Here is a 24,608-nt window from a genome sequence, read left to right on the forward strand (position 1 = left end):
AAAAAACCTGGATTAACAGCTATTTAAGTAAACTGTATAATCCAGGTTTTGCCCGATATTGCCGGTTACAATCCTGTCTGAACACACAAATTTTTACCAAAAAAAAACCTGATAGATGACATTGCTTCACTATAAGCAACTCAGCTATCAGGTTTTGCCTGCGAAACGCAGTAACAATCCATCAATGTTTATATTAACGCTCATGGACAAATAAACTGCAAACAGGGGCAATAAAAAATGGGACTTATCTCACTAATAAATTTCAATCTAACGCTATCTTGCGTATTGTCAAAATCAGCTATTTGAACTTTATACTCATATATTTCATATAGTTATATACAATTCCAATCCAAAACAAGCCATTGCTAAGAAAAAATATATTTTGGGATAGTTATCACATCCTAAAGGTAGGCCCCTACTCTCGTGTAGCGAATACTGCTATAAATGCCCGCTAAGGGACGTAACTATCTTGTTAGGCGAAACCCGATTTCAGCGCTTAGAACTATCTTTATCTTATGAGCACTGAAATCGGGTTTTTTAGTCGCTAATTAAGACTTATTTAGAATTATGGATCGACAACTTCTAACACAACTTATTCTTGAGCTCATCGGCGGTGGGAGAAACCTGCTCACCCTTGAGCTCACCCATGCCACATTAGTCGTCCAATTAAAAAAGCCTGACCAAGTACAAACTGATAGTTTAACGGCCATCAATGATATTTTGAGCATGACGCTCCAAGATCAACAACTGCGCCTTGGACTGGGCCCTAACTGCCGTCAGGTTTACCAACAATTATTAACACAAACTGGGCTCACTGAATCCACTGATGGTTTTGCCCAAGTCGTCAAAAAAAACGGGCTAAGCCAGCTGATTGATATTCTTACTGACTTATTCCAGCCATTGATTTATGTCCTTATAGGCGCTGGTATCACTAAGGGAGTGATTGATGTACTGCTCGCCTTGACCATCATCCCACCAGCCAGTATAACCGCCATTATTTTACAAACGGTCAGTAATAGTCTGTTCTACTTTCTTCCTATTTTCATTGCGGCCACTGCTGCGAAGCGCTTTCAAACCGACCAATTCATCGTCATGACGATTGCCGCAAGTCTAGTCTACCCTGGAGTAATGCAATTCATGCAATCAGTGTCGTCCCCACAGTTTAAAGGGGCCGCGATCATTATGGCCAATAGTAGTCGCTATATCTGGCCAATAGTTGTTTGTGTCTATGTCAGTAGTTTACTAGGCCGATGGCTCAACAAACACTTCCATGAATCATGTCGTACCCTGCTCACGCCATTCACTCTGTTAGCCGTTATGATGCCGGCAACTTTAATCATCACAGGTCCATTACTTAACACCGTTCGGCAGCTTGTGATGCACGGGGTTGATATCACTCAAACGATTGCGCCTATGCTGCCGCTCGGCATCTTGGCCAGCAGCTGGCATTTATTACAAATTTTAGGCATTGGGTCGCCTTTAGCTAATGAAGGATTGACGTTTGCGCAACTCCCTCGAAGCCAGTTGGCCCTCATTCTGATACTAGCCACTTATTCTCAATCGGGAGCTATCTTAGGGGTATGGATTAAAACACACGACCTACATTTAAAGCGTCTTTGCGCCGGTTCTTTGCTCGCAAGCCTGCTAGGCGTGAGCTTGCCAGGTATTTTTGCCGTCACACTACGTTATAAAACCCCGTTTCTTTGCGCAATGGTCTCTGCGGGTATAGGGGCGCTGGCCATCGGATTACTCAGTCTGATCTTGCGGGTTCCCCCCGCAACACTGCCAGAAAGTGTCTCTTATTGGCCCATAGCTATCAGTGCCACTGTGTTAACCGCTATGTGTAGCACTGTATTAAGTTATTGGTGTTATCAGGAGCACCGTCCCCATCACAAACAGCGCCATAAAGCGGATCTAGAAACGATATATGCCCCATTCAACGGCCACTTACGGCCGCTAGAACAACTCGATGATGGCCTGTTTTCGATCGGCGTCATGGGACAAGGAATTGCGATTACGCCGATAAATACACAACTGCGAGCCCCGGTGGATGGGACCGTCACCCAAATCGACAGCCATACACTGACACTCACCAGTCATACTGGTATCGAGTTGCTCATTCAAACCGGCCTCAACAACCATCGCTTAGATGAGCCCGGGCTGATGGCCCACTGTCAACGGGGCGATCAAATTACTCGCGGACAACTATTAGCGGAGTTAACACACCCATCCCATGGGGACGAAAAGTTAAACCTTGACGTCCCCATTGTGATTACCAATTCGGAGAACTACCATGTTACTTTTCCAGAACATCAGATAACCGATGCCACCTTTAACCAGGTGATCATGACGGTTAATTAGCGCCGATTGCAAAAATAATGTAATGACGATACCGGTGATGTAGTAAGAAGTTGTTTATCAAGGTAGGTTATCTTATGAAAATTATTAAAATCTTAAATAACAATGCAGTGATCGTTCTCGACCACAAAGGTCAGGAAAGCGTAGCGATGGGTCGCGGCATTGGTTTTGGTAAAAAAATTGACGACTCAATTGATCAGGACAAAATCGAGAGCCAATTTTTACGTAAAAAAGGCGATTTAAATGAATTTTTCACCGAGATCCTTTCAGAAATTCCGCCAGTATTCTTTGCCATTAGTGAAGCAATCATCAATATTGCCCATCAGCGGTTGAATGTTAAAATTCATGACACGCTTTTTTTGGCACTCAGCGACCACATTAATTTCGCAGTCGAGCGGGCCAAAGAAGGCTATCCAATCAAGAACAAAATGCTGTGGGAGATCCAAAATTTTTACCCCAAAGAGTTTCAGATTGCCCTCGAAGCGCTAAACATTATTGAGCAAAAAACCGCAGTTACATTGCCAGAAGACGAAGCCGGGTTTATTGCCTTACACATCGTCAATGCAACCGCCGATAGTGACATGCAAAAAGTCGTAGAAAGCACCCAAATTATTCGCGATATGCTCAATATTGTAAAACATAAAATAGGGGTGCAACTGGATGAAAGTACGCTTGATTACCAGCGTTTTGTCACACATCTGCGCTTTTTTGCCCAGCGCATGCTCAATCGAGACCAAGTACATCATGACGACCTCGATCTTTATGACAACTTAGATCAAAAACTGCCTGAAGCCTGGGCCTGTGCACTGCATTTAGCCAGCTATATTAACAGTAATTACCAGCACAAACTAACCACTGATGAGCTGTCATTTTTAACGATTCATATCGAGCGGTTACGCAAGCGTCGTGCAGCTGATCCCCGTATATCCTAAGCACTGCTAGGCCTAACTCCTTAACAGCACTCTTACCAGAATTGGCTCAGCTTGATGACATATGAGTCCCGCAGCCAAGCAAGTTCAATACGTTCATTGCTATTATTGATTATTTTAATTATTACTAACAGCGAACTGATACCATTCATCCTATACCCAATCGATACTTCCAAACAGCTCCTGTGATATCACGTGAACACAGGCGGCTTAGAGGTAAAAGTGAATCGTCAGGAACCTCTGAGAAAGTTGCCCCAAAAGGTGGTCATGAGCCATAAATATCATCCCGAAGAATTAAAAATTGAAGTAACTAAGTAAATCATTCTTCTCAATACCTTATCTCTCAGAAAGGTATTGAATGTATCCGCTTCATGTGAGCACTTAAATTTGCGTGACTTTAGAACGAAGACAGTAGATCAGTGTTAATTCTCATCTTAAAATGAGTTATATAAGCATAAGAATGTTATATTTTATCTAAATTAGGGTTAAGGTAGATATCAATTTGAGTATAAAATCTATTCAAAAACAAAATGTTGTATCTGCAGTATACGAACAGATTCGAGAAAAATTACTAGATGGTAGCTGGCCTCCAGGCAGCCGATTACCCTCAGAGGCGAGTTTAACGACCGCATTTAACGTTAGTAGAGTCAGTATTCGTAGTGCAATGCAGCGTTTTCGCGATTTAGGAATTGTTATCACAAAACAAGGGAGTGGAAGTTTTGTGAGTGAACGATTCACTCCGAGCATGCTAGATAAAGATGCTCAGCCAATCATGCATCTAAGCCGAGAAGAATTCTATGACATGATGGTATTCCGCCAAACAGTAGAATTTAAATGTATGGAATTGGCTGTTGAAAAAGCCACTGCCGAAGATATAGACAGGCTTGAACAAGCATTAAACAATATGCTCTCCAATAAAGATGATTATAAAAAGTATTCCAAAGCAGATTACGAATTCCATCTGGCCGTTGTAAATGCATCACATAACAAAGTTTTTTATAACATAATGGAGTCAATTAGGGATATTTATTATTATTATTTAGAAGAATTAAACAGAGCTATAGGGATCACATTAGAGAGTGTAGAAGCTCATATAAAAGTTTTCATGGCAATAAAAAATCGTGATTCATCAGCAGCAGTCGCAATATTAAATGAGGCAATGCTAGAAAATAACTTCTCTATTGAAAAACTAAAAGAAAATGAAACCATTGATTAACACTTACAAAGACGCCCCATCTTCTGGGCGCCTTTTAACTCAAATTATATCTTATTCAAAATTAATAAGAACTTTGGATGAGATTTCTTTATTTCCAGCCGTAATCAATGCTTCCTGAACTTGATCAGGAGAAAATTCAGCGCTGATTAAAGGGGTAGGATCGACTCGTCCTTGTTCTAACCACTGCACAGAGGTTGCAAACTCATGGACAAATCGAAATGACCCTTTGAAACTGATCTCTTTTGCCAGCATTGAAGAAACCGGCCATGTCATTGGGCTTGCTCCCATACCGATTTGCACAATAACACCGTTAGGATGAGTAAAATCAACAGTCGATGCAATGGCTGCTGATGCACCAGATGCTTCAAAAACAACATCAAAGTACCCTCTATTATTCTGATAATAAGAGACTTGTGAGTCATCAGTAGGATCGAATACTGTACTAGCCCCCATTTGGGATGCTAGCTCCCGACAACGTTGACTCAGATCAGATGCAACCACAATAGATGCGCCCGCACATTTCGCGGCCGCTAAAATCAAACAGCCAATCGGACCAGCGCCAATGACTAAAACTTTTTTACCCGTTAATTGCCCGGCCACATTGACAGCATGAATCGCAACGGAAAGTGGTTCGGAAAAAGCCATCACTTTAGGTGAAACTTGCTCACTGTATGGGAGACACTGTTCAGGTTTAACCGCAACATACTCAGAAAAACCACCATTCACATGGGGATTGAATTGCGCACTTCCCATAAACCTCATCGACTGACAGAGGTTTTGGTGTCCGGTTAAACACTCTGGACATTCGTTACAAGGTCTCGAAGGGTTAACAACAACCGGTTGACCAACACAAAATCGCTCATCATCGCTATTAACTTCACACACCTTACCCACAAATTCGTGACCAATAATCATCGGATGGTGTAAAACTGACATTCCAGCTCGACCATGCTGGTAATAGTGAACATCTGAGCCACAAATACCACCGCATGTCACTTTTACTAAGATCTCTCCTTCAGCTAATTTCACTTGATGAGGTTCAAAATGAATGTCACCTTCCCCATGAACAAAACAAGCGTTACATGTTATTTCTTTTTCACTAAAACTCATACAAACCTCTTTATTTAAAAGTCATCGTTCCATCTAAATCACTATCTATTAAATCTGATGATTTATCTGATTCAGGAGAAATAACATCTATTTTTCCGACAAGGAAGATATATGCTAATAACCCTATCCCGGCAATACCTGCTACATATAAGATGGTATAATCAAAATTACCTGTACGTTGTAATATGTATCCAATAATCATAGGACTAACAATGCCAGATAAATTCCCACAAACATTTAAAATACCACCCATTGTTCCCAAAAAGTTACGTGGAATAACATCACTCCAAACAACCCAACCTAAATTTGAGAATGCATTAGCAAAAAAGGCAATAGATAAAAGTGTAATCGCTATAATAGGACTATTATCAAAGAAATTAACAAAGATAATAATCATTGTGCCACCTAGTCCTAGCATAATAGGAAGTTTCCTAGCGAAAGTTCTAGATTTTCCTCTTTTCAATAGAATATCACTTAATGCACCCCCACATAATGCACCGAGCATTGCCATCAGGTATGGAAAAATTGCGCCAAAGCCCGCTTTAGATATAGATAAATGCAATCCTTTTTCCAAATAAACCATAAACCATGTTAAGAAGAAATAAAGCGTAGATGAACAAGAAAATTGTGTAATAAATAGTCCCCAAATAGTTTTGTTTTTAAGGAAAAACCGAACATCATTCCAACTTATCTTGTCTTTTACCATCAATTGATTTTCTGAACCATATCCACCACCTGCTTTAATGTAGTCCAGTTCGGCTTGATTAGCAGATGGACTATTTTCAGGGTCTCTATAAAAAAGTAACCAATATATTCCAAATAGAATACCTACTACTCCCGATATATAAAATGACATTTCCCACCCATAGACTACTACAATATATGAAAGAACAGGTGTAAGGAGAGCCAGTCCAATATATTGGGCACTTGAATAAATAGCAGTAGCTCGAGCACGCTCATGGTCAGGGAACCAATTCGCGATTATCTTCGTATTACATGGAAATGATGGTGATTCAGATATCCCAATTAAAGCTCGACAGACTAATAACATTATAAATGAAGCTGCAGTTGTTGTGAAAATATGGTGTGAAGAAAGCCCCATCATAAAGGTAAATATACTCCATAATACAATTCCTCCACCATATAATATACGGGACCCAATACGGTCTAATGCATAACCGACTGGAATTTGACCTACTACATAAGCCCATGTAAACATAGAAAATAGCAGTCCTAATTGAGTCGGTGATAGATGAAATTCAGCTTGTAAACTAGAACCTGCCACAGCTAAATTAGCTCTATCAGTATAATTTATTGCCGTTGCTATAAACATTAATGTAAGAATAAATAATCTTGATCTAGAAGCCTTCATAAAATGTTCCTATCGCATTAAGATTTTTATTTAAATATAATTTTGACTGCGACATAGATTTGTAGGGACAAAGTTAATCTAATAGTCAATAAATTAGAACTACAATACAGCTAGCCAGCCACCATCAACATAAATAAGCTGTCCATTAATATAATCAGAAGCTTTAGACGATAAGAAAATCGCGGTACCAATTAACTCTTCAGGATCCCCCCAACGTTGAGAAGGATTACTGCTTTTAACCCATTTATCAAAATCTTTATCTTCGATTAAAGCAGTATTCATATCTGTTAAGATATACCCAGGACCAATAGCATTAGTCTGAATATTGAATTGAGCCCACTCAGCAGCCATAGAACAGGTGAGCATTTTGATACCACCTTTTGCGGCTGTGTATGGTGCGACCGTCGGTCTAGCTGCTTGGCTTGTGAGAGAACCAATATTAATGATCTTGCCTCCAGAATGACGATTAATCATTCTTTTTGCGGCAGCTCGAGAAACTAAGAACGCGCTAGTTAAATTGGTATCAATCACTTTTTGCCAATTTTCTAACTCCAGTTCTACCATTGGTTTGCGATATTGAATCCCTGCATTATTAATTAATATATCAACTTTAATTCCCTCATCATCTAATGCTAAAAAACATTGTTCGATCTCTTCTTCATTTGTTACATCAAAACGTTTACCTAGAGCCTCGTATCCTTTATTTCTTAGATTACTAACAGATTCTTTAAGTAACTCGTCTCTAATATCATTTAAAATCACACGAGCCCCAGCACCGGCCAGCCCTTCGGCATACGCGAACCCCAACCCTCTTGCTGAGCCTGTAACTAACGCTGTTTTACCTGACAAATCAAATAAGTTTTGCATAATATCCCCGCAACATAAATTGTATGACAACTAACATATAAATCGTATTTGCGCCCCTTCGATAAAGCAACGAACTTATCGCCATTTTTTGATTAAGGTAACGTTTTTTAGAAAAAATAATTTGATATAAAAATAAATATTTATATTTTTCATATAGTTATATGATATATCTCAAACATATTAATTTAATTATCTTTACCCCCATATTTTATAGATATAAAAAATGCTACATTTAAATATGTAGGACAACATACATATGTACAGCGATATTCTATGCGATACATTAGATTGTTAGAAGCATGTAAGCGAACGAATGGGGAATGATGAAAGTGAATAATCTTCGAATTACAAATGTTAAGACGATTTTGACTGCGCCAGGAGGGATTGATTTAGCAGTGGTTAAAGTCGAAACGAATGTTCCTGAACTATATGGATTAGGTTGCGCAACATTTACGCAGCGAATATCTAGTGTTAAAAAAACCATCGACGACTATATGGCTCCTTTTTTAGAAGGAAAGGACCCCTCTCGCATTGAAGATATATGGCAGTCAGCAGCAGTCAGTGGATACTGGCGTAATGGACCTATTATGAACAATGCCCTCTCGGGTATTGATATGGCACTATGGGATATCAAAGGAAAACTTGCCAATCTTCCTGTATATGAATTATTAGGCGGAAAATGTCGTGATGGGATCCCTCTTTACCGTCATACCGATGGCAAAGATGAATTTGAAGTCGAAGATAACATTCTAGCTTGCATGGAAGAAGGCTATCAATATGTAAGATGTCAAATGGGGATGTATGGCGGAGCAGGTACTGAAGATTTAAAACTAATTGCGACAAAATTAGAAAGAGCGCGGAATATTCACCCTAAAACGTCCCCCAAAAATAAAACTCCTGGCATTTATTTCGATCCTGATGCGTATGCAAAAAGTCTTTCTAATTTATTTGATCACCTGCGAAATAAGTTAGGTTTTGGCATTGAATTTATTCACGATGTTCATGAACGAGTATCACCTATCAGCGCTATAAATATTGCTAAGAATCTTGAGCAATTCCAACTTTTCTACTTAGAAGATCCCGTTGCCCCCGAAAACATTGGTTGGCTAGACCTGTTACGGCAACAAACAAGCACACCGATCGCTATGGGAGAGTTATTTGTAAACATAAATGAGTGGAAGTCCTTAATTGATAGAAAATTAATAGATTTTATTCGTTGCCACGTGAGTACCATAGGAGGGATCACTCCAGCGAAAAAACTTGCAACCTATGCCGAATTTAATGGTGTCCGAACAGCCTGGCATGGTCCTGGTGACATATCACCAGTGGGAGTCAGTGCAAATATGCACTTAGATTTGAGCCTCTCGAATTTTGGTATTCAAGAATACACGCCCATGAATGACGCTCTGCAAGAAGTTTTCCCTGGCTGCCCCACCATCGAAAAAGGCTATGCCTATTTAAATAGTCGTCCAGGCTTAGGAATTGATATTAATGAAACAGAAGCTCTAAAATATCCGTGCCAAGGGGGATTACCGTCTTGGACATTAGCAAGAACTCCGGATGGAACAATAGCACGACCGTAAACGCATAGTTGGAGCTCATAGTAGTGGCCAAGTAACATGGCCACTAAGTTTTAGTATAGCCGAATGCCTTTGTGGCTAGGTCGCGACTAAATTAAAAGAGACCGGATCTAACTGCCTCCTCGTGAGATAATTACTCTCACATGAGCACCGCTGTTCGGGGCCAATCGGGGCGATCAACAATGACGCCAGTGCCATCAGTCATATCTTACTATCTGATCAAAATACTGGCTTTTTATATGTATACGGACTGAAAAAACTATGAGCTCAACTCAGCGATGATCTGTATATCTGCTGAGGTAAAAATTTCTCGATCTTTTAGCGAGTGGCTTACAAGCATTTTTTGAACCATATCCAAACGCAGTAATCACAGTATCAAATCTCGTATCACCCTCCTTAAACTCAATATCTCCTACTAGCCGAACGATTCCGGGTGATTGCCCCATCGCAGAGCAAATGCTTTTGGGTGATAGTCTTGTTCATTCATTGATAACCACTCAGCCACAACGTACGCGATCAACGGTATTGATGCATTCACCAAGCAATCAAATCAATATAAGTGGGCTTGTCATAAATAAGTAGAATTCTATATCCCTAACTTACTTTTTAAACCGACACGGTTCTCGTTCGACTTTACATAATAATAACAATCAGTGGTGGCAATGAAATAAGCCAATGAATATAAATAGTTGTCAATTTTTCCACTTTGTATTGGTATTCTATCGCCCCTTAAATAACAATTAACACTATAGATAATAATAATATTTAAAATGTATTATTATTGAATTAATAGATTAAGTTTAAGTCGAACTATTGGTACCAAGGGTAGTACCGAGTACAAGGAATCATAACAACCCAGTTACACTGAACTCAATGCCCAAAACTACGGGCACAAGGCCTTTCACCATCCTGCGCAGAGTCCTCAAAAAAATTTTTATCTTCATTCATTTATTGTGCTTTCTTTTTAATCACCATTTTTATTTTGTATTAAACTAAATAATATTGAAGTCGAAGTTGCGAGTAAAAATCCAACGGGAGCTGACGGCTCAACTATGGTTTATTTAGCTGTGCCGAATCGGTCCTATTCTGAACAACACACATAGCTAGATAGGGAAATCAAATGTTTAAAAATTTTAAGATCAGCTTAAAAATGGGACTAGGATTTGGCTCAATCCTAGTGCTATTGGCAATTGTGTTAGCGATTAATATCACCTCTTTTCAAAATACCAATGACGGTATTGATCAGTATCGAAAACTCGCGAGTAATTCGAACCTTTCCAGCCGACTGTTCGCAAATATGCTGATGGTCCGTATGAACGTTAAAGATTACCTCATCACCAAAAATGATAAAGACTTTAAAGAATACAATCGTTTTTATGCAATCATGCAAGATTATTTACAAAAGGCGAAGCGTGACATTCAAAACCCTAAGCGTGCAGCATTAATCTCTAATGTAGATTCATTAGTGAGTGAGTATGAAAAATCGTTTAATCAAGTTGTTAATTTAGTTAAAAAAAGAAATGAAGTTGAGGAACAATTACTACTCCCTAATGGCGATAAAATGCGAACTCTGATCAATGATATTCTTGAGTCTGCTTATCAAAGTGGGGATAAAGAAGCTGCCTATTATGCGAGCCATGTTCAGCATAAAATGTTAGTGGGTCGTCTGTTTGTCGTGAAATTTTTGCAAATGAATCGAAAAAGTGACTATGAGATGGCGCTCGAAAATATGAGCAAGTCATTAGGTAAGGCCATCGCAGACCTAGATCAGCACCTGCAAAATCCAGAACGGCGTCAACAGTTTGCAAAATTTGTGAGTGCACAGAAAGGCTACATTAAAGGGATGAAAGACATCCAAGATTTAATCGTCGAAAGAAATAATATCATCAATACAAAGCTCAATATAATTGGCCCTAAAGTTGCTGAAGATTTAGAAAATATCCAATTATCTATCATGAAGGACCAAGATACACTTGGGCCTGAACTAAAAGCAGATACAGAAAGAAGCATCGAAATCGCCCTCATATTAGCAATTATTGCTATCGCATTCGGTATCATCGCGGCATACCTATTAACAAGAAATATCACTAAACCGATTCGCACAGCGGTCAATGCGGCCAATCGACTCGCCCAAGGCGACCTGACGGTGAATGTGACGAGTGACAGTAAAGATGAAACGGGTATGTTGTTGAATGCAGTGCAACATACTGTGTCGAATTTAAAACAAATGATCTTAACCATTACCAGTGCGAGTCAGGAATTGGTTTCGGCCTCGCAAGAGTTGGCAGTCGTAACGGAGCAAATGTCAAAAGGTATCTCGCAACAAGAATCTGAAACCGATATGGTCGCAACGGCAATGAACGAAATGTCGGTAACCGTTCATGAAATTGCTGACAATGCCGCTAACGCAGCGAATGCCGCGAATCAGGCAGATAAAGAAGCGGAAGGTGGCGCTCAAGTCGTCGATCAGACGATCACTTTGATTCACTCCCTCTCAAAGAGCGTTAATGATTCCACGGATAAATTAGATGCATTAAAAACCGAGGTTCTGAATATCAGTCAGATATTGGATGTGATTAAGGGGATCGCTGATCAAACTAATTTACTGGCACTTAATGCGGCAATCGAAGCGGCACGGGCAGGAGAACAAGGTCGAGGATTTGCAGTTGTCGCCGATGAAGTTCGTTCTTTAGCAGCAAGAACGCAAGGGTCAACCTCTGAAATTCAAAGTATTATTGAGCAACTTCAAGTAGGAACTCAAAGTACCGTAGACGTGATGGGGCAAGGTAAGGTTCAGGCAGACAGCTGCGTTGAACAAGCTGGGAAAGCTAACGCAGCACTTCAAGCCATTACTCATGCCGTCACAGTGATCAATGATATGAACATTCAAATTGCCAGCGCCTCTGAAGAACAAAGTTCCGTGGCTGAAAGTATCAATGAAAATATCGTCAATGTGAAAAATATCGCTAAAGAAAACTCGGCTGCATCCAGCCAAACTCAGAGCTCAAGTGCAGGCATTGCCCGCTTGGCCGAACAGCTCAAACAACTTGTCGCGCAATTTAATGTATAGGCGGTAGAATTGAAAACATGTTTAATGTCAATAAATGAATAAAAAACACCCCTAACGATGAATGGCGTACAAACAAACGCCATTCATCAAACAGATCGGCAATCAGCCTGTGCGTCATCGAAAATCGCTTGAGGGATCAAGTCTGCGAGGTTCGTATTGAGCCTTGCAACGTTCATTGAATAGAATAAATCCACCAATACGAGCTAAAAATACAGGCCAAGTTACATTTTCAACCTGATCAAAACAATCAGCCCGTGTTGCCCTTGTATGATTATTTTTGCAGTAATTGCCTTCGCTTCAATTGCACTCAACCATTTACACCACCTGCCCGGCAGCCCAGCCACTGCTCCAGGCCCATTGGAAGTTATAACCACCAAGCCAGCCGGTCACATCCACGACTTCACCGATAAAATACAATCCGGGCACTTTCTGGCTTTCCATGGTTTTAGATGAGAGCTCGTTGGTATCGACGCCACCCAGCGTCACCTCTGCAGTACGATAACCCTCGGTGCTATTGGGTTTTATCTGCCAATGATTTAACAAATAAGCAAGTTCATCGCGCTGAGTACTTGGCAGTTGGCCAATCGCCACCGATGCCGCCGAATGCTCCTCGACCAGCTGCTCCACAAAGCGTTTTGGGAGCTTCTCACTGAGCAATGTTTTACAGGTAACTTTGGCGCGCTCACGCGCCATCGCTTTAAGCCATTGCTGAGCATCAAAGCCATTTAAAAGGTCAACTTCAATCGTTTCACCGGGTTGCCAGTAATTCGAGGTTTGTAAGATCACCGGTCCGGATAAACCGCGATGGGTAAATAACAGGCTCTCAGTAAATGACGGGCCATGAGTGCTGTGTATCTGAACCGGAATACTTACCCCAGCAAGACCTTCAAAACGCTGTTTATCATGCTCGTGCAACGTCAGCGGCACTAAACCCGCGCGTGTCGGATAAACGTGATGACCAAAATGCTCGGCAAGTTGATAGCCAAAAGGCGATGCGCCCAGTTTGGGCATCGACAACCCACCCGTGGCAACCACCAAAGAGTCGCACTCAAGAGGGCCTTGATTCGTCGTTAACTCAAACCCCACCGAAGTTGTGCTCACATCAAGGACTTCACAGCGCATTTGCAATTGGGCACCAGAGTATTGCAGTTCAGTCAGTAGAATATTGAGCAGATCTTTGGCGCTATCCTGACAAAACAGCTGCCCGAGCGTTTTTTCAAAATAATCCAAGCCATGACGCTCAACAAGTTCAACAAAATCATCGGCACTAAAGCGTTTCAGCGCTGATTTTACAAAATGAGGGTTATGACACAAATAAGCAGAAGGTTCAGCATGCAGGTTGGTAAAATTACAACGACCACCCCCTGAGATAAGAATTTTTCGGCCGGGTTTTTTACCATGATCCACCACCAGCACTTGCCGACCTCGATAGGCGGCCTGAGCGGCGCACATCAATCCAGCAGCACCCGCGCCAATCACGATGACATCCCAATGTTGCATGAGCAATCCCACTTTGCAAAAAAGCGCAATCTATATGATTTTCACCCAAAAGAAAACGGGAGAAGCAAAAGCTTCTCCCGTTTTCGGTCGGTCAACAAAGGTCAGATGTTATCTCTTTCCATTACCACGCTATCCTTGCGCGATACAATTAATCTAGTCCGCCCCAATGATAAGTGCAAATTTCTGAACCAGATTTGTACTAGAAATTAGAGCTAAATCACTCAATTACGCCGATAACCCTTTCGTCAAGGCAAATAAATATCAAAACGATGGTTTTTAGTTTTCAACTCAGCTTGCGGCTTTTCATGGTTCAGCGGTTCAGCATAATCCGGTCGTTTTACCACAATCCGTTTGGCATGCGTTGCGCGAGCAGCAGCGAGTAATCCGTCAGCATCGAGATCATCCCCCACCAAAAGTTGAAACAACCGCATCTCTTTTTTAACTTGCGCCGATTTCTTTTTATGTGGATACATCGGATCAAGATAAACGGCATCCACATCACTTGCCACATCGGCTAACGTTTCAAGACTACTGGCATATATTAAGTGAAGTCGCTCACCAACCCAGCCTAAATCGGCATTTAAGCGTGCACGTTCTAAGCCATCACTTAACAGCGCTGCGACGGGCGCACAGCGTTCCACCATCGTCACAGAACACCCCAGCGACGCAATCACAAATGCATCACGACCTAAGCCCGCAGTTGCATCGAGCACTCGTGGACGAAAGCCTTTTTTAATCCCGAGGGCTTTCGTCACCGCCTCGGCACCACCATGTTTGCGTCGATAACCGCTACGACCATGCACAAAATCAACCTGAACGCCTTTCAATTTGGGCTCGTCTGCGTACATCAGCGTTAACCCTTCGCTGTTATATTCTAGATATAACCCATTTCTCGGGCGCGAGCGCACCACTTCCAATGCAAACTGCCCTGCCAACGCATCAACCTGCGCTTTAAAAAAGGGATCTCGATAAAACAGTGGGGTCACGCGTTACTCCTGCTCTCAATTATTCTCGGCAGTTTATACATTAAGCAAGTATTGGACAATACACCGCGATAAGCGCACCGTGAAATGCGGCTTGTAACATGACAGATCGCATTCGATGGTCCAACAATTTGAACTTGTTTGTTTTTATCAGACATAGAAATTGCTATTGGCGTTGAGGCACTTTAAAATTTCATAGAGACTCTTAAGAACAGGATATCCAGATGATTATTGTCACCGGCGGTGCCGGATTTATCGGCTCAAATATAGTGAAAACACTTAATGATCAAGGTTACACCGACATTATTGTTGTCGACGACCTTAAAGATGGTACTAAGTTTGTAAATTTAGTGGACTTAAAAATTGCCGATTATCTGGATAAGGACGAATTCATCGCGCGCATTGTTTCCGGTGAAGATTTTGGTCCGATTGAAGCTATTTTTCATGAAGGTGCCTGTTCTGCGACAACGGAGTGGGATGGCAAATTTATGATGGAGAACAACTACGAGTACTCCAAAGAACTACTGCATTACTGCCTGGAGCGTGAAATTCCCTTCTTGTATGCTTCATCAGCTGCCACATATGGTAAAACCGAAACCTTTATCGAAGACCCAGCCTATGAGGGCCCGCTGAACGTTTACGGTTATTCAAAACTGCAGTTTGATAATTATGTTCGTCGCCTGTTGCCCGAGATTGACTCTCAAGTTGTGGGATTTCGTTATTTTAATGTTTATGGCCCTCGTGAACAGCACAAAGGCTCCATGGCAAGCGTTGCGTTCCATTTAAACACTCAGATTCAAAAAGGGGAAAACCCGAAATTGTTCGAAGGCATTGATGGCTATCCCAATGGCGGCCAAAAACGCGATTTTGTCTATGTCAGCGATGTTTGTGATGTGAATCTTTGGTTCTTGCAACACCCCGAACAATCAGGCATTTTCAACCTCGGCACGGGCCGGGCTGAACCATTCCAAGCCATCGCAGAAGCAGTACTTGCTTATCACCAAAAAGGGCGTATTGAATACATTCCTTTCCCCGATCACCTGCGAGGCCGCTACCAGAGTTTTACGCAAGCCGATATTCAAAAACTGCGGCAAGCAGGTTATGACAAAGAATTTAAAACCGTCGCGCAGGGCGTCGGCGAATATATGGCGTGGCTGAACAGAGCATAATCTTATTTGGCCAGGCGAATAAGCCTGGCTGATAGCCACCGTTAGCTCTCTGCACAGGATATCTGTTAATGAATATTCTCGTTATTGGCCCCGCATGGGTCGGTGACATGGTGATGTCGCACAGCCTATATCAAGCTCTGAAACAAACCTATCCCGATGCAAATATCGATGTTATGGCACCCGATTGGTGTCGACCACTATTGCAAAGAATGCCCGAAGTTCGCCAAGCGATTCGTATGCCACTGGGACATGGGGAATTTAAACTCACAACTCGTTGGCGATTAGGTCGTGCTCTCAAAGGCCAATATGACTGGGCAATTATTCAACCTAACTCGTTAAAATCAGCCCTCATTCCTTGGTTTGCCGGAATCAAAAAACGCACCGGTTGGAAAGGTGAAAGCCGCTACATCCTGCTCAATGATCTGCGCGCTAATAAACGCGATTTTAGCCGAATGGTTGACCGCTATGTATCTTTGGCCTACCCCAAGGCGCAAATGCAAAGTGAACGCGATCTAAAAGCAATTGCATCGCCCTATCTTAAGGTCGACGCAAGTGATCAAAATGCGGCACTGGCAGCTTTAGAGCTTAACACTGAGCGCCCCATTCTTGCGATATGTCCAGGAGCAGAATTTGGCCCAGCCAAACGTTGGCCTGAAAACCAATATGCCAGCGTGGCCGCTCATTGGATCCGTCAACGACAAGGACAGGTTTGGATCTTTGGCTCTAAAAAAGACCAATCTGTCGCGCAAGATATTCACGCACAACTGGATGTTGACCAGCAGCACCACTGCCATCTGCTGACTGGACAAACATCATTAGGTCAAGCCATTGATCTGATGGGGTTAAGTGCCGCCATTGTCAGTAACGACTCAGGACTAATGCATATTGGTGCAGCCTTGCAGCGCCCTATTGTGGCTGTTTATGGTTCAACCTCGCCCCAATACACCCCTCCACTGAGTGAAAAAGTCGCCATTTTGCATACCGATATCGAATGCCGTCCGTGTTTTCAGCGAACCTGCCCATTGGGCCACATGCGCTGTTTAACCGAGCTGCCCGCAAGCCAGGCGATTCAGGCGTTAGAGCAATTGTTGCCGGTTGGAGCCATCAGTGATTAAGCGACTATTCATTGCCCTGCTCTACAATCTATTATTAATTCCCGGCTTATTATTTGCCTGCTATAAACTCTATTGGCCCCGCGAGGGGAAAACCCCGTTTGGCAAACGCGCGGTAGAGCATTTTGGTTTCGGAGGCAGAGTGTCGCGCCCAGATGTCTGGCTACATGCTGTATCGGTTGGCGAAGTCATCGCCTGTGTGCCTCTGGTCAAAGCACTGCTGAAGGAACATCCGAACTGGTGTGTGCTGGTCACCACAACCTCTGCCACAGGTGCTCAAGAGGTCAAACGACGATTAGGCGATACGGTCATTCACCGTTATAGCCCTTTTGATCTACTGCCTTGCATCAGTTTATTTCTATTGAAAAACCGCCCTAAACAACTCTGGATTATGGAAACTGAGCTGTGGTTAAACTGGCTGCTGTTGTGTCGTTGGTTACATATCCCGGTGAAATTGATCAATGCTCGGTTGTCCAATCGCAGTGCTGAGCGTTATCAACGCTTCGCCAGTTTTGCTCAAATGTTGCTCAGTCGCATCAGCTGGATTGGCGCGCAATATGACCATGACCGAGCAAACTTCATTCGCTGCGGAGCGGCCCCTGCCCATGTCCAGGCCATCGGCTCAATTAAGTACGATCTCAACTTAGATCCGCAACGTATCAAACAAGCTCGGCAGATACGACAAGCGCAATGGCAGGCGCGAAAAACGCTGATCGCCATCAGCACACATCGCGGTGAAGATCAGATCATGCTGGATATCGCGGCCAAACTGCGCGACACATTTGCAGACTTACTGCTGATTATAGTCCCCCGCCATCCAGAGCGTTTTGATGACGTTGCTAAACTCATTGAAGCTCAAGCCAATATGGCCCGACGCAGCCAAAACCAACCCGTCAACGCCCAAACGCAAGTCTACTTAGCCGATACGATGGGTGAATTAATCGACCTCTTGGCAATGAGTGATATTGCCATTATGGGCGGAACTTTTGACAACATCGGTGGCCATAACTATTTAGAGCCCGCAGCTCTGGGGTTGCCCTGTGTCAGTGGCCCACACGATTTTAATTTTCAAGAAATCAGTCAGCAGCTACAACAAGCCCAGGCACTGGTTTTAAATCAAAATATCGAGACGTTAATCGCTCAGTTAACACTGTGGTTTAACGACCGCCAATGCTATCATGCGGCAAGCCAAGCCGCGCTTAAAACCGTTCAGGCCAATCAGGGTGCAACCGCTCGAACGCTACATGCACTCGTCTTTGATATGGAGTCATAATGACCAATTCTCTCAAGAATCACACCTCCCGAGCGACACTGGGGGTTGCCATGATCACCAAAAATGCAGCCGCCGATCTCGAGACTTGTCTGAGTCGTTTAGAGAGTATTTATGATCAATTAGTGATTGTTGATTCAGGCAGCAGTGATGAAACCGAAACCATTGCCCGGCGTTACACCCATGAATTTTATACCCATGACGACTGGCCAGGGTTTGGCAAGCAGCGTCAAAGAGCGCAGCAATACCTCACCACCGACTGGGTTTTATTTATCGATGCTGACGAGTTTGTCACGGATCAACTCAAACAAAGTATTATCCAGGTTCTAACTGAGAACCCCGCAGATAGCTGTTACAAAATCAACCGGCTCTCTATCGCATTTGGTAAAGCCATTCGCCACAGTGGTTGGAATCCAGACTGGGTGACACGGTTATATCGACGCGAACAAACGCATTACAACGATGCACTCGTGCATGAACATTTGGTGATCCCTAAGCATATTAAGGTTAAACCGCTGGCCGGACGCATGGAGCATCTGACTTGCCGCAATATTACCCAGTATGTACAAAAAACCCAAGGGTATATGAAGGCCTGGGCCGATCAACGTGAAGGTAAAAAAAAGGCATCATTAGGTTCAGCAATCAGCCATAGTCTGTTCCGTTTTATCCGTATGTATATCCTTAAATTAGGTTTTTTAGATGGCCGCCATGGCCTATTAATATCGATTCTGAGTGCCTACACTGTATTTGTTCGTTATTCAGATCTCTGGCTACGCCAGAGTGCTACCCGCAAAGAGGATAACGATTTATGAGAGTGCTACATGTCAACTTAGCCTCTGGTTTTAGTGGTGGCGAAAGTCAAACCCTACAACTAATTAAAGAACAACAGCGCCTTGGCTATGAATTAGCCGTTGTTGCCAATCCTAAAAGCCCATTTGCCGAACAGATCCGTCAACTCGATATTCCTGTACATGAATGTCGCCACTTTTTACTCGCGCATCGAAGCGCCATCACTAACGGTGCGCAGCTTATTCATGTGCATGAGGGCAAAGCCCTTTACTGGGCGATGTTACAAGGCTGGGCCTACAAGGTTCCTTATCTGATTACCCGACGCATTGATAACCCGATCAAAAATAAGCAATTGCTGCGCTTCGGATATCGCCAAGCCAGTGCGGTTGTGGGACTGAGTCATGTCATTGCCGAGCGCATCAAAGAAGCCACCGCACACCCTAATATCCATATTATCCCAAGCTCGCCAGTCAGTTATCCAGTCGACCAGCGTGAAGTTGCCGCCATTAAAGCACGCTTTGCGGAGCGTTTTATTGTGATTCAAGCGGGGAACCTACTCAAACATAAAGGGTTTGATGTCACGATTAAGGCCGCTCAACAACTCGCCAAAGATTCTCCTCAAGTGCAATTGGTTCTGTTAGGGGACGGACCAGAAATGTCTGCGCTCAAAACCCAAGCAAAAGATCTTCCCAACATCACCTTTGCCGGCAAACAACCCCGTGAAATGATGGGCAACTGGTTTGCTGCCGCCGATTTACAAATTCACCCCTCTTATAGCGAAGGGCTTGGTTCGGTAATTTTAGAAGGGATGCAAAGCGGACTGACCGTGATTGGCACTCGAGCAGGTGGTATCGTCGACATCATCAAAGATGGTGACAATGGTTTTTTAATTGAACCAGGCGATGCCAACGCACTCGCCGCTAAAATTCAACTCTTAGCCCACGACAGCCAGCTTAACAGTCAAATGCAAAAACAGGCACGTCAATCGATGAAAAGTTTTTCTATCGAACATACCGCGCAAATTTATGGTGATTTATACCGCCATATTGCATTGCTTTAAAAGGTTAAGTGTACTGCCAATCATCTAAGAAAATATTGGATTCACCATAACAGCGGCTCAGGTTCAGATAACGGCTAATCACCGTGATCGCGATAGTATTCTCTAACGCTTCATTTTGAAACTGGGCTACGTAATGCTGAGCATTCGCGATGATCTCGGCCGCTTCTCGAGGATGAGACAAGTAATAGTCCATCTGCTGTTCTAGATCGGAATAATCATCTTGCACTTCAACATAATGCACCCCACCTTGCAGGCGCCCTTCCATAAACCAAGTTTCAAATTTAGGTTTGGGCATCACCGCCAGTGAGTTCGACGACATAATCCATTTGAGATTTGATGCGACATCATTGCCTTCTAGCGACAGAACAAACTTATACTGCAATTGTTCACTGATGGTCATCCGCTCTTTCATCCAAGCGTGATTATCACAATGATTCGTCTGGCCAATATTACAACGCGGATGATCAATGTAACGTGCCATAAACTGTTTACGATGGGGTTGATAAGCGGCTCCCCGCCAAACTAACAGATCTTTTTTCCGAGCATATGGCATGACATCATTGGCATGAATAAAATGCCTGATTTTATTCAGATTTAATAAAATGGAGGAGTGGTTGCCCGCAACGATCGGACGACTTTTAACAAAGGTAGGGCATTCTGGAACATCTCGCACATCACCAAATTTATAACAAAACCGCGCCTTAGGAAATAACCGAATATAACGGTATAAATCGAAAAAATAGGTCTTTCTAGCGTGTCGGCGAAACTGGGCCAAACTCACAGCATTATCATCCAATGAGAACGGACTTGACCAGCGGTGGTAATAGTTAACACGGTCAGCAATTGCCACCTGGTTTGCCGCATTCACCGGGGCACAATTGAGCATTTGTTTGTGCAACCAATCCGGAGCAGTTAAGCTCAGATAATTATTTAAATAATAACGAAATTTGCTATTTTTAGAGGGATCTATCCGCGATAAAAAATCCAACATATTCGTTTACCCATTGCATCCATACACATACCGCTGTCCAATAAATATACACAATATGTGCCAAAAGCGACAAAATAATGACAAAAAAAGTATCAGTATTATTAGATGATGCAGAAATGGGGGAGATAAACTTCGCGCCGGAGAGACGACCGCTGAGCACAGCTCGGTGGAATTTAACGCTAAAAAACCGACCTCACCAAAGTTCAAAGCGCTTTTTAAAGCACCTTAAACCATAAAAAATCAAGTAAGCCGCTAGGTCGCGGCATCCGTCAGCCCTTGATAACCTTTTTTCAGTAATGCCCAATCCGATTTGAGCCAATACCAATGCGGCAATTGTTGCCGCTCTTTTTCAAGAGAGCGATATAATCGTTCCAAGTTCGCTCGCTGCCATGCAAAAGCGGGTTTACGCAGGCAGCTTTTATCCAGATCGATGATCCAAACTTTCTCATCCTCATCCAACATAATGTTGTGAATATTCAAATCGCTATGATCAACTCCCGCATCATGAAACTGACGGATCACCCGCCCGACCTTCAACCAAATGTCACTGGAAAGCCGCTGATGAATCAATAAAGTTGAGAGATCACGAGCGTTGGGGATCAGCTGAGTAATCAAATCAGCCCGATAAAACAAGCCCTCGCGAATTAGCCGAATCGCCACCGGGATTGGTGCCGGGAGCCCCAACTGATTTAATTTTCCTAACAAGGCAAATTCACGCCAAGGACGTGAGCGTTTTTTTCCGGTAAAAAAATAACGATCATCACTGAACAGCTGTCCCACTAGACCACCACGGCGATAATGCCTTAAAACAAACGATTGCTCCTGATAAGAAAAAAACACCACCTGCCCTCGACCTTTCGCCTGGCCGATGATAGCGTGCTGGTTTTTCCAATAACGAGGTTCAAAAAAATCCACAGGACATTGCTGCCATATATCGCCATCAAACCAAATACGGCAATTTTTTTCAGCTTGTTTAATGATATTCATTCGATTCTTGATTAATTCCATTATCAAGGATTTTACATTGCTCAACAGTATTTGCATAATGCAATGCATAGCCGATTTTCGACAACCCATATGCATCCTAATTCGCAAAAAGTTCCTAACATATGCATCATTCGCCTTTCTGCCATTGGTGATGTGTGCAATGCAGCCACCATTATCAACCGCATTCGCATGCAATGGTATGATGCGACCATTACTTGGGTCTGCGGCACTCAAGAAAAAGCCCTGCTGGAGATGATCCCGAATCTAAACCTGATCGTCTATGACAAAAAGGCCGGATTCAAAGGGAATCGCCAAGTTTGGCAGCAACTCCGGGGGCAATCATTTGACTTACTATTGCATCTACAAGCCTCGTTCCGAGCCAGCATTTTAACACTGGGAATTAAAGCCAAACGGCGCATTGGGTATCACCGCAGCCGAGCCTACGAAATGCAATGGTTATTTACCCGAGAACACACCAAAGCGCCTCAAGGTTGGCATGTTGTCGATAATTATCAAGCATTTGCAGACTATCTTGGGTGTCCCGCGGCCCCTGTAAGCTGGCCATTTGAACTGCCCGAAAACGCCATAGCAAATGCCAATGAACATCTTAAAAATGTCCCAAAACCTTTTATTGCAATCTGCCCGGGAGCCAGTAAAGCTTATAAGAACTGGCACAGTGATGGCTACGTGACGCTCATCAAGGCTCTGGCTCAACAAAACTGGCCCATTGTATTGGTTGGAAGCCCGGCCGACATAGAAGTTAAACTAGCGAAGCGCATTGAAAACGCATTGGATTTTCACATCACTAATTTAGTAGGTCGCACGAGTATTGCCGAATTAGTTGCACTACTCAATCAAGCGCAGTTACTCATTACCCCCGATACGGGGCCAGCCCATCTAGCCGCCTCGCAACACACCCCCGTGATTGGTTTGTATGCCCACCACAACCCTGAACGCGTGGGCCCATATGGCTATCTTGATTTGGCTGTTAGTCACTGGGGACAATTGATTGAACAGCAAACCGGAAAAAAACCTTCACAACTGCCTTGGAGAAGCCGTGTCAAAGACGCCAAAGCCATGCAAACCATCACGGCTGATGAAATTTTAGCTAAGATACCTCAAGCGCTTGAAGCTGCGAAAACCAGCGCCGGATCCGAACCGCCGAATCCGTCATGTTAATCAGTGAGATATCCTCTTGAGTTAACCGCCCCGACGGTGGCGAAAACATCAGGCACCGCTGAGGATTGGCAATCGGATGACGCAATACGTCGACTCCCAGCGGCAAAGCACCAAAACCAACGCAGGGCACATCCAGTGCTCCGGCAAAATATAAGAGCATCCCTTTTTCTGCGATAACCAGATCACACTGTGCGACCATTTTCGCCACCTGGTAACTGTCATTATCCAGCTCATTGATACGCGCCTTGATATCATATTTGGCCAGACATTCGCATAAATACCGGCAATAAGACAGCGACTCAGTCGAGCCACACAAAATAAACTCACAGCGCTTACCAATGAGATCTAAACTGCACAAGAGTTGTTCGTACTGTTCCGCTAACAAATGCTCATGTGTTTGCGGTACCTGCGGATGGACCACAATCTGTAGCGGACTATCAGCATGCACGGGCAAATCGGTAAAAACCAAATAAGGAGGCTGGACCGCAATACATGCTAACTGTTTAGCGCTCAAGAAACGTTGCACGAGGGTCTCATAGCTTTGCCGAATCGTATTTGGCTGTGCCACTCGGCCAATGGCTTCACCATCCCATAACAGACGCTGTCCAAAGCCTGTAGAGTAGCGCTGAGCGATACCAAGTCGCCAACCTAACCAACGATGCCGACGTTCAGGAGAAAGGCAGATATACGAGGCGTAACCGTTTTCTTTGAGTTGCTGATACAATCCCTTCGCTGAGATAAAACCACTCTCATCGATAACATTGAGCGATTTACAAAAAAGCTGCGCCATTAAACGCCCTTGAGGGCCCGTTAACAAATCAACCTGATATGAAGATTGCGCCAAAGAACGGACCAAACAACTTAAAGCTGGTAATGCTAATAAACCATCAGTGGCATCATCACTTATTACAACTAAAATCCGTTCTTCTTTTGATGTCACGCGCGTCACTCCTTAATGGTAAGCCCCAATTTTGACGAATTAATCTTATCGACTCAAGTCATTCCACCACTTTATGCAAGTCGTTATAATGTGCCTTTGATCAGAGGCAAAGAATAAACAGGAATA

The 24,608-nt window shown here is 43.2% G+C and carries 19 protein-coding genes; 11 read left to right on the forward strand and 8 right to left on the reverse strand.

The genetic code is table 11. The annotated features are described in order from the left end of the window. The first annotated feature begins 567 nt into the window (after positions 1-567). From EV690_RS17720 to EV690_RS17730, 3 genes are all read left to right on the forward strand, one after another. Positions 568-2,361 (forward strand): PTS glucose transporter subunit IIA, encoded by a 1,794-nt coding sequence (locus tag EV690_RS17720; protein WP_131914362.1) that lies wholly within the window; start codon positions 568-570, stop codon positions 2,359-2,361. 74 nt (positions 2,362-2,435) lie between these two features. After that, positions 2,436-3,290 (forward strand): BglG family transcription antiterminator LicT, encoded by an 855-nt coding sequence (gene licT / locus EV690_RS17725; protein ID WP_131914363.1) that lies wholly within the window; start codon positions 2,436-2,438, stop codon positions 3,288-3,290. Positions 3,291-3,789: 499 nt separating this feature from the next. Beyond that, the gene (locus EV690_RS17730; RefSeq protein WP_131914364.1) at positions 3,790-4,503 is read left to right on the forward strand and encodes a FadR/GntR family transcriptional regulator; all 714 of its coding nucleotides are present in this window, start codon (positions 3,790-3,792) and stop codon (positions 4,501-4,503) included. Between the two features lie 51 nt (positions 4,504-4,554). Here EV690_RS17730 and idnD read toward each other — a convergent pair whose 3' ends face one another. The 3 genes from idnD to EV690_RS17745 all read right to left on the reverse strand — a co-directional run bounded on the left by idnD (position 4,555) and on the right by EV690_RS17745 (position 7,852). Further along, the gene (idnD, locus tag EV690_RS17735; RefSeq protein WP_131914365.1) at positions 4,555-5,613 is read right to left on the reverse strand and encodes an L-idonate 5-dehydrogenase; all 1,059 of its coding nucleotides are present in this window, start codon (positions 5,611-5,613) and stop codon (positions 4,555-4,557) included. Between the two features lie 10 nt (positions 5,614-5,623). After that, entirely contained in the window at positions 5,624-6,985 is a 1,362-nt protein-coding gene (locus EV690_RS17740) for an MFS transporter (RefSeq protein WP_131914366.1), read from the reverse strand. Positions 6,986-7,084: 99 nt separating this feature from the next. Continuing rightward, positions 7,085-7,852: an SDR family oxidoreductase gene (locus tag EV690_RS17745; protein WP_131914367.1), complete on the reverse strand. Its 768-nt coding sequence runs from the start codon at positions 7,850-7,852 to the stop codon at positions 7,085-7,087. Between the two features lie 329 nt (positions 7,853-8,181). On the opposite strand from EV690_RS17745, the gene EV690_RS17750 reads away from it, so the two are divergent. Next, positions 8,182-9,435: an enolase C-terminal domain-like protein gene (locus EV690_RS17750; RefSeq protein ID WP_131914454.1), complete on the forward strand. Its 1,254-nt coding sequence runs from the start codon at positions 8,182-8,184 to the stop codon at positions 9,433-9,435. Between the two features lie 1,117 nt (positions 9,436-10,552). Further along, a complete protein-coding gene (locus tag EV690_RS17755) occupies positions 10,553-12,502 on the forward strand; it encodes a HAMP domain-containing methyl-accepting chemotaxis protein (protein WP_131914368.1) in 1,950 nt (649 codons plus the stop codon). 315 nt (positions 12,503-12,817) lie between these two features. Here EV690_RS17755 and EV690_RS17760 read toward each other — a convergent pair whose 3' ends face one another. Further along, a complete protein-coding gene (locus EV690_RS17760; RefSeq protein ID WP_131914369.1) occupies positions 12,818-14,002 on the reverse strand; it encodes a BaiN/RdsA family NAD(P)/FAD-dependent oxidoreductase in 1,185 nt (394 codons plus the stop codon). Between the two features lie 245 nt (positions 14,003-14,247). Next, positions 14,248-14,937 (reverse strand): class I SAM-dependent methyltransferase, encoded by a 690-nt coding sequence (locus tag EV690_RS17765; RefSeq protein WP_224055034.1) that lies wholly within the window; start codon positions 14,935-14,937, stop codon positions 14,248-14,250. Between the two features lie 272 nt (positions 14,938-15,209). Here EV690_RS17765 and rfaD point away from each other — a divergent pair, with 272 nt between their 5' ends. From rfaD to EV690_RS17790, 5 genes are all read left to right on the forward strand, one after another. Further along, positions 15,210-16,154: an ADP-glyceromanno-heptose 6-epimerase gene (gene rfaD / locus EV690_RS17770; RefSeq protein ID WP_131914370.1), complete on the forward strand. Its 945-nt coding sequence runs from the start codon at positions 15,210-15,212 to the stop codon at positions 16,152-16,154. A 68-nt stretch (positions 16,155-16,222) separates the two neighbouring features. Then, positions 16,223-17,269, forward strand: coding sequence for a lipopolysaccharide heptosyltransferase II (gene waaF / locus EV690_RS17775; protein WP_131914371.1), 1,047 nt, complete (start codon positions 16,223-16,225; stop codon positions 17,267-17,269). Next, entirely contained in the window at positions 17,262-18,539 is a 1,278-nt protein-coding gene (waaA, locus tag EV690_RS17780) for a lipid IV(A) 3-deoxy-D-manno-octulosonic acid transferase (RefSeq protein WP_165872812.1), read from the forward strand. Before waaF ends, waaA begins: the two co-directional genes overlap by 8 nt. Beyond that, positions 18,539-19,348 carry a glycosyltransferase family 2 protein gene (locus EV690_RS17785; protein WP_131914373.1) on the forward strand — a complete coding sequence of 270 codons (810 nt, stop codon included), beginning with the start codon at positions 18,539-18,541 and terminating at the stop codon, positions 19,346-19,348. Before waaA ends, EV690_RS17785 begins: the two co-directional genes overlap by 1 nt. After that, complete coding sequence (locus tag EV690_RS17790; RefSeq protein WP_131914374.1) at positions 19,345-20,385, forward strand: glycosyltransferase family 4 protein; 1,041 nt, start codon at positions 19,345-19,347, stop codon at positions 20,383-20,385. Before EV690_RS17785 ends, EV690_RS17790 begins: the two co-directional genes overlap by 4 nt. 4 nt (positions 20,386-20,389) lie before the next feature. On the opposite strand, the gene EV690_RS17795 is transcribed toward EV690_RS17790, so the two are convergent. Further along, entirely contained in the window at positions 20,390-21,376 is a 987-nt protein-coding gene (locus tag EV690_RS17795) for a glycosyl transferase family 90 (protein WP_131914375.1), read from the reverse strand. A gap of 252 nt (positions 21,377-21,628) precedes the next feature. Beyond that, a complete protein-coding gene (locus tag EV690_RS17800) occupies positions 21,629-22,363 on the reverse strand; it encodes a 3-deoxy-D-manno-octulosonic acid kinase (protein WP_165872813.1) in 735 nt (244 codons plus the stop codon). Positions 22,364-22,426: 63 nt separating this feature from the next. On the opposite strand from EV690_RS17800, the gene EV690_RS17805 reads away from it, so the two are divergent. Further along, complete coding sequence (locus EV690_RS17805; RefSeq protein WP_131914377.1) at positions 22,427-23,542, forward strand: glycosyltransferase family 9 protein; 1,116 nt, start codon at positions 22,427-22,429, stop codon at positions 23,540-23,542. Here EV690_RS17805 and EV690_RS17810 read toward each other — a convergent pair. Further along, positions 23,472-24,482: a glycosyltransferase family 9 protein gene (locus EV690_RS17810; RefSeq protein ID WP_131914378.1), complete on the reverse strand. Its 1,011-nt coding sequence runs from the start codon at positions 24,480-24,482 to the stop codon at positions 23,472-23,474. The two genes, EV690_RS17805 and EV690_RS17810, sit on opposite strands and share 71 nt — an antisense overlap. Positions 24,483-24,608: the final 126 nt, after the last annotated feature.

The sequence above is a fragment of the Celerinatantimonas diazotrophica genome, from assembly GCF_004339545.1.
Lineage (GTDB): Bacteria > Pseudomonadota > Gammaproteobacteria > Enterobacterales > Celerinatantimonadaceae > Celerinatantimonas > Celerinatantimonas diazotrophica.